Annotated in this window: 5 protein-coding genes; 2 read left to right on the forward strand and 3 right to left on the reverse strand. The window is 61.6% G+C overall.

Going from position 1 to position 5,048, the window contains the following annotated elements; genetic code table 11:
- Positions 1 to 20 precede the first annotated feature (20 nt).
- Positions 21 to 485, reverse strand: a complete 465-nt coding sequence (smpB, locus tag ACIQ36_RS18180; RefSeq protein ID WP_395831948.1) for an SsrA-binding protein SmpB — start codon at positions 483 to 485, stop codon at positions 21 to 23.
- A complete protein-coding gene (gene dapA / locus ACIQ36_RS18185; RefSeq protein WP_395831950.1) occupies positions 485 to 1,387 on the reverse strand; it encodes a 4-hydroxy-tetrahydrodipicolinate synthase in 903 nt (300 codons plus the stop codon). The genes smpB and dapA overlap by 1 nt, the downstream gene beginning before the upstream one ends.
- 174 nt (positions 1,388 to 1,561) lie before the next feature.
- On the opposite strand from dapA, the gene ACIQ36_RS18190 reads away from it, so the two are divergent.
- A complete protein-coding gene (locus ACIQ36_RS18190) occupies positions 1,562 to 3,853 on the forward strand; it encodes a transglycosylase SLT domain-containing protein (protein WP_395831952.1) in 2,292 nt (763 codons plus the stop codon).
- 12 nt (positions 3,854 to 3,865) lie between these two features.
- Complete coding sequence (locus ACIQ36_RS18195; protein WP_395831954.1) at positions 3,866 to 4,576, forward strand: haloacid dehalogenase type II; 711 nt, start codon at positions 3,866 to 3,868, stop codon at positions 4,574 to 4,576.
- Between the two features lie 6 nt (positions 4,577 to 4,582).
- Here the strand turns inward: ACIQ36_RS18195 and ACIQ36_RS18200 are convergent.
- Positions 4,583 to 5,048 (reverse strand): MarR family winged helix-turn-helix transcriptional regulator (locus tag ACIQ36_RS18200; RefSeq protein ID WP_395831956.1); only part of this gene is annotated, 466 nt, incomplete at its 5' end.

A 5,048-nucleotide genomic window follows, 5' to 3' on the forward strand; every position in this document is an offset into this window, starting at 1 on the left:
CAAAGCCCCAACAAACGATCCTAGCTCTCGCCCCGCATCACCCGCGATTTCTGGCGGGACCAATCGCGTTCTTTTTCGCTCGCGCGCTTGTCCTGTTTCTTCTTACCGCGCGCCACGCCGAGTTCGAGCTTGGCGATGCCGCGTTCGTTAAAGTAGATGCCGATGGGAATAAGGGTAATCCCGTCGCGCTTGATTGCGCCGATCAGCTTGTTGCGCTCCTTCTTATGGAGCAGAAGCTTACGCGGGCGGCGCTCTTCATGGTTTTCGCGCGACTGTTTATAGGCGGGCACGTAGCAGTTAAAGAGCCAGATTTCCCCGCCCATTTGACTGGCGTGGGATTCGTTGATGCTGGCATGGCCCTGGCGCAGAGATTTAACCTCCGTGCCGTGCAAGATCATGCCGCACTCAATCCGCTCTTCGATAAAATAGTCGAAGGTCGCGCGTCGGTTGAGCGATGCGTACCTATCGCCGGGGCGAATGGCCATTAGGAGAGCAGCCCTGCCTGCTTCAAAGCCGCCTCAACCTTCGCCCGGCCTGCTGCGGACAGCGGCGCGATGGGCAGGCGGCAGTCGAACGCCCCGAGCCCGAGCAGCGAGGCCGCATATTTCACCGGGGCCGGGCTGGTTTCGCAGAACATGGCTTCATGGACCGGGTAGAGGCGCTCGTTGATTGCCATGGCCGTTTTCACATCGCCCGCAAGCCAAGCGTCGTGCATCTGCGCGAGCAGGCCGGGGGCGATATTGGCCGTCACCGAAATGCAGCCGTGGCCGCCTTGGACGAGATAGGCGAGCGCGGTTGCATCTTCACCCGAAAGCTGAATGAAATCGGCCCCGCAGGTGATGGTTTGGCGTAAGGGGCGCACGAGATCCGCCGTGGCATCCTTGACACCGATGATACGCGGCAGCTCGGCCAAGCGGCCCATGGTTTCCGGCGTCATATCGACGACCGAGCGGCCGGGGATATTGTAAATGAAGATCGGCAAATCGGCGCAATCGTGCAGCGCCTTATAGTGCAGATACATCCCCTCTTGGCTTGGCTTATTGTAATAGGGCGTCACGACCAGCGCCGCATCGGCCCCGGCCTTTTCGGCGTGGCGCATGAAATCGATGGCTTCGGTGGTCGAGTTCGACCCGGCCCCGGCAATCACCGGCACCTTGCCCTTGGCGACTTCCAAGCACAGCTCGATCACGCGCTTGTGTTCGTCGTGGCTGAGGGTTGGCGATTCGCCGGTGGTGCCGACGGGAATCAGCCCGTCCGTGCCCTGCTCGATCTGCCAGGCGCAGAGTTTCTGGAACGCGGCCTCGTCCAGCTTCCCGTCTTTGAACGGGGTAAGCAGGGCGACCATCGAACCGTGAAACTTCTGCATCTGAGTGCCTGACACCGACATGGTAAAAATCCTCATAGAACCGCTTTGGGGTTAGAACCGCTCTGGGTTTGCCGACACTAGCCGCGCCGGGCCGCCAAAGACAAGCTTTCGAGCACGTCAAATGTGCATATGACGATGCATCAGCGCGCTTAACCGCTCTTGCCGCCGCCCGAAGTGGCGCATACACTCGCGCGCATGACTTCCTATTGGCCCCGGCCCGTCTCCCCGGTTCCGCCCCGCTCCCTGGCTTTGCGCCTGGGTTTGGGCGTTGCATTGACCGCCGCGACGGTGTTTCTCCCCCTCGGGCAGAGCTTGGCGACGACCACGACCGCCCAAAGCAAGGAAACGCCGGGGAAAGCCGCGCCGGCTAAGACCGCCACGGTCAAGCCGGTTGCGATCAAACCTGCGCCCGAGGCTAAAGCGAAACCTTCGGCGAAACCGGCCCCAACGAAGCCGACGGCTACCAAACCGACGCCCGCCAAAGCGACACCGCCCGCTGACGCAAAACAAAAAGCGAAAGCCGCTGTTGTTCCCGTAGCAGCGGCCAGCGCAGCCGTTGCGGCAAAATCGGCGGTGGCGATCAGTTCCGAAGCCTATTACCGCGCCGCCCTTTTGGGCCTTGATGCGGGTAAACCGCTTCCCGCAAATCCGCCCCCCTCCACCGATCCGCTTTTGGATAAGGTGTTGAAATGGGCGTCCCTGGTCAAAGGGCTCGGCGGGGCGGGGTTCGAGGATGTGGCGCAGTTTCTGAAAGAACATCCCGATTGGCCGGGGCAAAACCCGTTCCGTCGCCGAGCCGAAGATTTTCTGCTGACCGAGCCGTCCGATAGCTTCATCGTGCAGTGGTTCGATGCAAACCCGCCGCAAGGCCGGGAAGCGCGTCAACGCTATGCCGATGGGCTGGCCGTCGTCGGTCGTGCCGCCGATGCTGCCACCTGGCTGCGCCGCTCCTGGGCCGAAGATAGTTTTGCGCCCAGCGAAGAAGTTACCTTCGCAACTCGCTACGCCGATATTTTACGCCCCGAAGACCATCGCGCCCGCGCCGACCGTGCCCTTTCGCGTGACGGAAACGATACCGCCCAGCGGGTTCTGACGCGCCTGAGCCCCGCCGATCAAGCCGCCGTTACGGCGCGCCTGTCGATCCGCAGCGGCACCGATCCTGATACCGTCCTAGGCCGGGTGGATAAGACGACCGCCGCTGATTCGGGGGTGATTTTCGATGCGGTCCGCGCCTATCGCCGGGCTGGGAAAGACGATGCCGCCCGCACGCTGCTCGCCCAAAAGGTCGATGCAACCCAGCGGCCCGACCTATGGTGGACCGAGCGGGATTTACAAATCCGCCGTCTGCTCCGCGAGGGCTCGCCCGACACGGCCTATCGCCTCGCGCGCGATCACGGCCTGCCGCCGGGCACGCCCGAATTTGCCGATGCGGAGTTTCTAGCGGGGCTCATTGCCTTGCGCTGGCAGAAACAACCAAGCGTCGCTTTCGGGCATTTTCAAGCGCTGATTAAAAACAGCAGGACGCCACCCAGCCAGTCACGCGGAGCCTTTTGGGCGGCGCGCGCCGCACTCGCCCAAGGCCAAGACGCCGAGGCCAAGCAATGGCTGATGCGCGCGGCCGCCTACCCAGCGGCCTTCTATGGGCAGTTGGCGACGGCGTTGCTCGGGGAAACTGTTCCGGGGCGGCTGCCGCCCGAAACGCTGCTAACCGGGGCCGACAAGCAGAAGTTCGACTCGCTGGAGTTGGTGCGCGTCGTTCGGCGGCTCACCGACATCGGCCTGCCCGAAAAATCCGACCCCTTTCTATTCCGCCTCGCTGAAGGCGGCGCTGAGCGCGCGTCGGGGGCGGCACAACTGGCCTATAGCCTGGGGCGGACGGAAACTTCCGTGCTCATCGCCCGCCGGGTTTACCGCGACGGCACGCTGCTAGCGGAAAGCGGTTACCCGATTCTGCCGCAAGCGCTGCCCACAGCGCCCGAACCTGCGCTGGTACATGCGATCATCCGGCAGGAGAGCAATTACTCGCCCACCGCCGTTAGCAAGGTCGGTGCGCGGGGGTTGATGCAGTTGATGCCGGCAACCGCCAAGCAAGTTGCGGGACGCTTGGGGCTATCCCATACCGATGGGCGCTTGACGGCAGAGCCAAGCTATAACATCCAACTCGGTCAGGCCTATCTTGCGACCGTGCTCGATCAGTTCAACGGCGATTACGCCCTTGCTATTGCCTCCTATAATGCCGGGCCGGGCCGCGTGCGCCAATGGCTGCGCGATTACGGCGATCCTGGCACCGATATCGAAGGCTGGCTGACCTGGATTGAACAAATTCCCTTCTCGGAAACCCGCAACTATGTTCAGCGCGTGCTGGAAGGCGTTGCGGTCTATCGAGATCGACTACGCCACACGCCCCCTCAACCGCATCCGGCTGCCACGCAACTGTCGGCCTGGTGCCTTAGCGAATGCGGGCCGCTCCCCGGCCGCCTGCCCTGATTTAACCATCTGATGACCGACCCCGACACGCAAATCGATCCCTTCTGCACGATTACGGCCTGCGTTTTCGATGCCTATGGAACCCTGTTCGACATCGCCTCGCCCGTGCAGCGGCTGGGGCCGAAGCTGGGTGAAAAGGGCGCGGAACTCATCGCCCTGTGGCGGCGGCGGCAGCTTGAATATTCCTGGCTGCGCAGCCTGATGAACCGCTACTGCGATTTCTGGCAGATCACGCAAGAATCGCTGGATTATGCCCTGGCAGCGCTGAACTATCCGGAAAATCCGGCCCTGCGGCAGGAACTGCTCGATACGTTCCTAACGCTTGATGCTTTTCCCGATGCGGTGCGCACGCTCGGCCTGTTGCGCGATAATGGCTTTCGCACGGCGATTCTCTCCAACGGCACGCCGCAAATGCTGGCGGCGGCGGGGGAAGCCTCGGGTGTTACCCCGTTGATGGATTTGATTTTATCGGTGGAATCGACCGGCTGCTATAAGCCCGATCCTTCGGTTTATCGCCATGCCGTGCAACGGTTGGACGTTCCGCCAGAGCGGATTTTGTTCGTCTCGGCGAATGGTTGGGACGTTACCGGCGCGGCGGCCTATGGGCTGCGCACGGTCTGGATTAATCGCAATGGCCTGCCCATTGAAGAACTGGGTATCCGGCCAACCGCAATGCTGACATCGCTGACCGACTTGATTGGCCTATTGCGTCTGCCGCGTTAACCCTGCTTATTTCCCGGACGAATCCAGGCATTCCCGGAGATTAGCCATAACACGGGAAATACCAGTAAAAAAAGCCTGCCGCTCCTGATTCGTAAAACCGGAAAGAGCCAACTGATTAATAGCCTGCGCCCGGGTTTTGGCCTCAGCTTCCAGTTCCAGGGCGCGCTGCGTGGGGTAGATGAGTTGAACGCGGCCATCTTGCGGGGACGGTTTGCGTTCAATCAAGCCGTCGCGTTCCATTCGGTTCAATGTATTGGCCATGGTCGCTTGCTCAACGGTTAACCTGTCGATGAGTTGGCGCTGACTAAGCCCCCCCTCCTGCCAAAGCTCAATCAAGACCATAAACTGCGCGGGCGCGAGGTGGAGCGGCTTAAGCCCCGCCTGAAGAGCCGTGGCAAACGTTCGGGCCAAATGGTTCACCAAAAAGCCGGCCGATTCTTCCCTCTTAATTTGCATAGCAAGCAATCCTTTT

It is taken from the genome of Elstera sp., assembly GCF_044372965.1.
GTDB lineage: Bacteria > Pseudomonadota > Alphaproteobacteria > Elsterales > Elsteraceae > Elstera.

What these genes read in the sequence shown, in the direction of transcription:
- dapA (WP_395831950.1), bottom strand. Translation starts at nt 1,387, where the DNA reads ATGTCGGTGTCAGGCACTCAGATGCAGAAGTTTCACGGTTCGATGGTC.
- ACIQ36_RS18190 (WP_395831952.1), top strand. Translation starts at nt 1,562, where the DNA reads ATGACTTCCTATTGGCCCCGGCCCGTCTCCCCGGTTCCGCCCCGCTCC.
- smpB (WP_395831948.1), bottom strand. Translation starts at nt 485, where the DNA reads ATGGCCATTCGCCCCGGCGATAGGTACGCATCGCTCAACCGACGCGCG.
- ACIQ36_RS18195 (WP_395831954.1), top strand. Translation starts at nt 3,866, where the DNA reads ATGACCGACCCCGACACGCAAATCGATCCCTTCTGCACGATTACGGCC.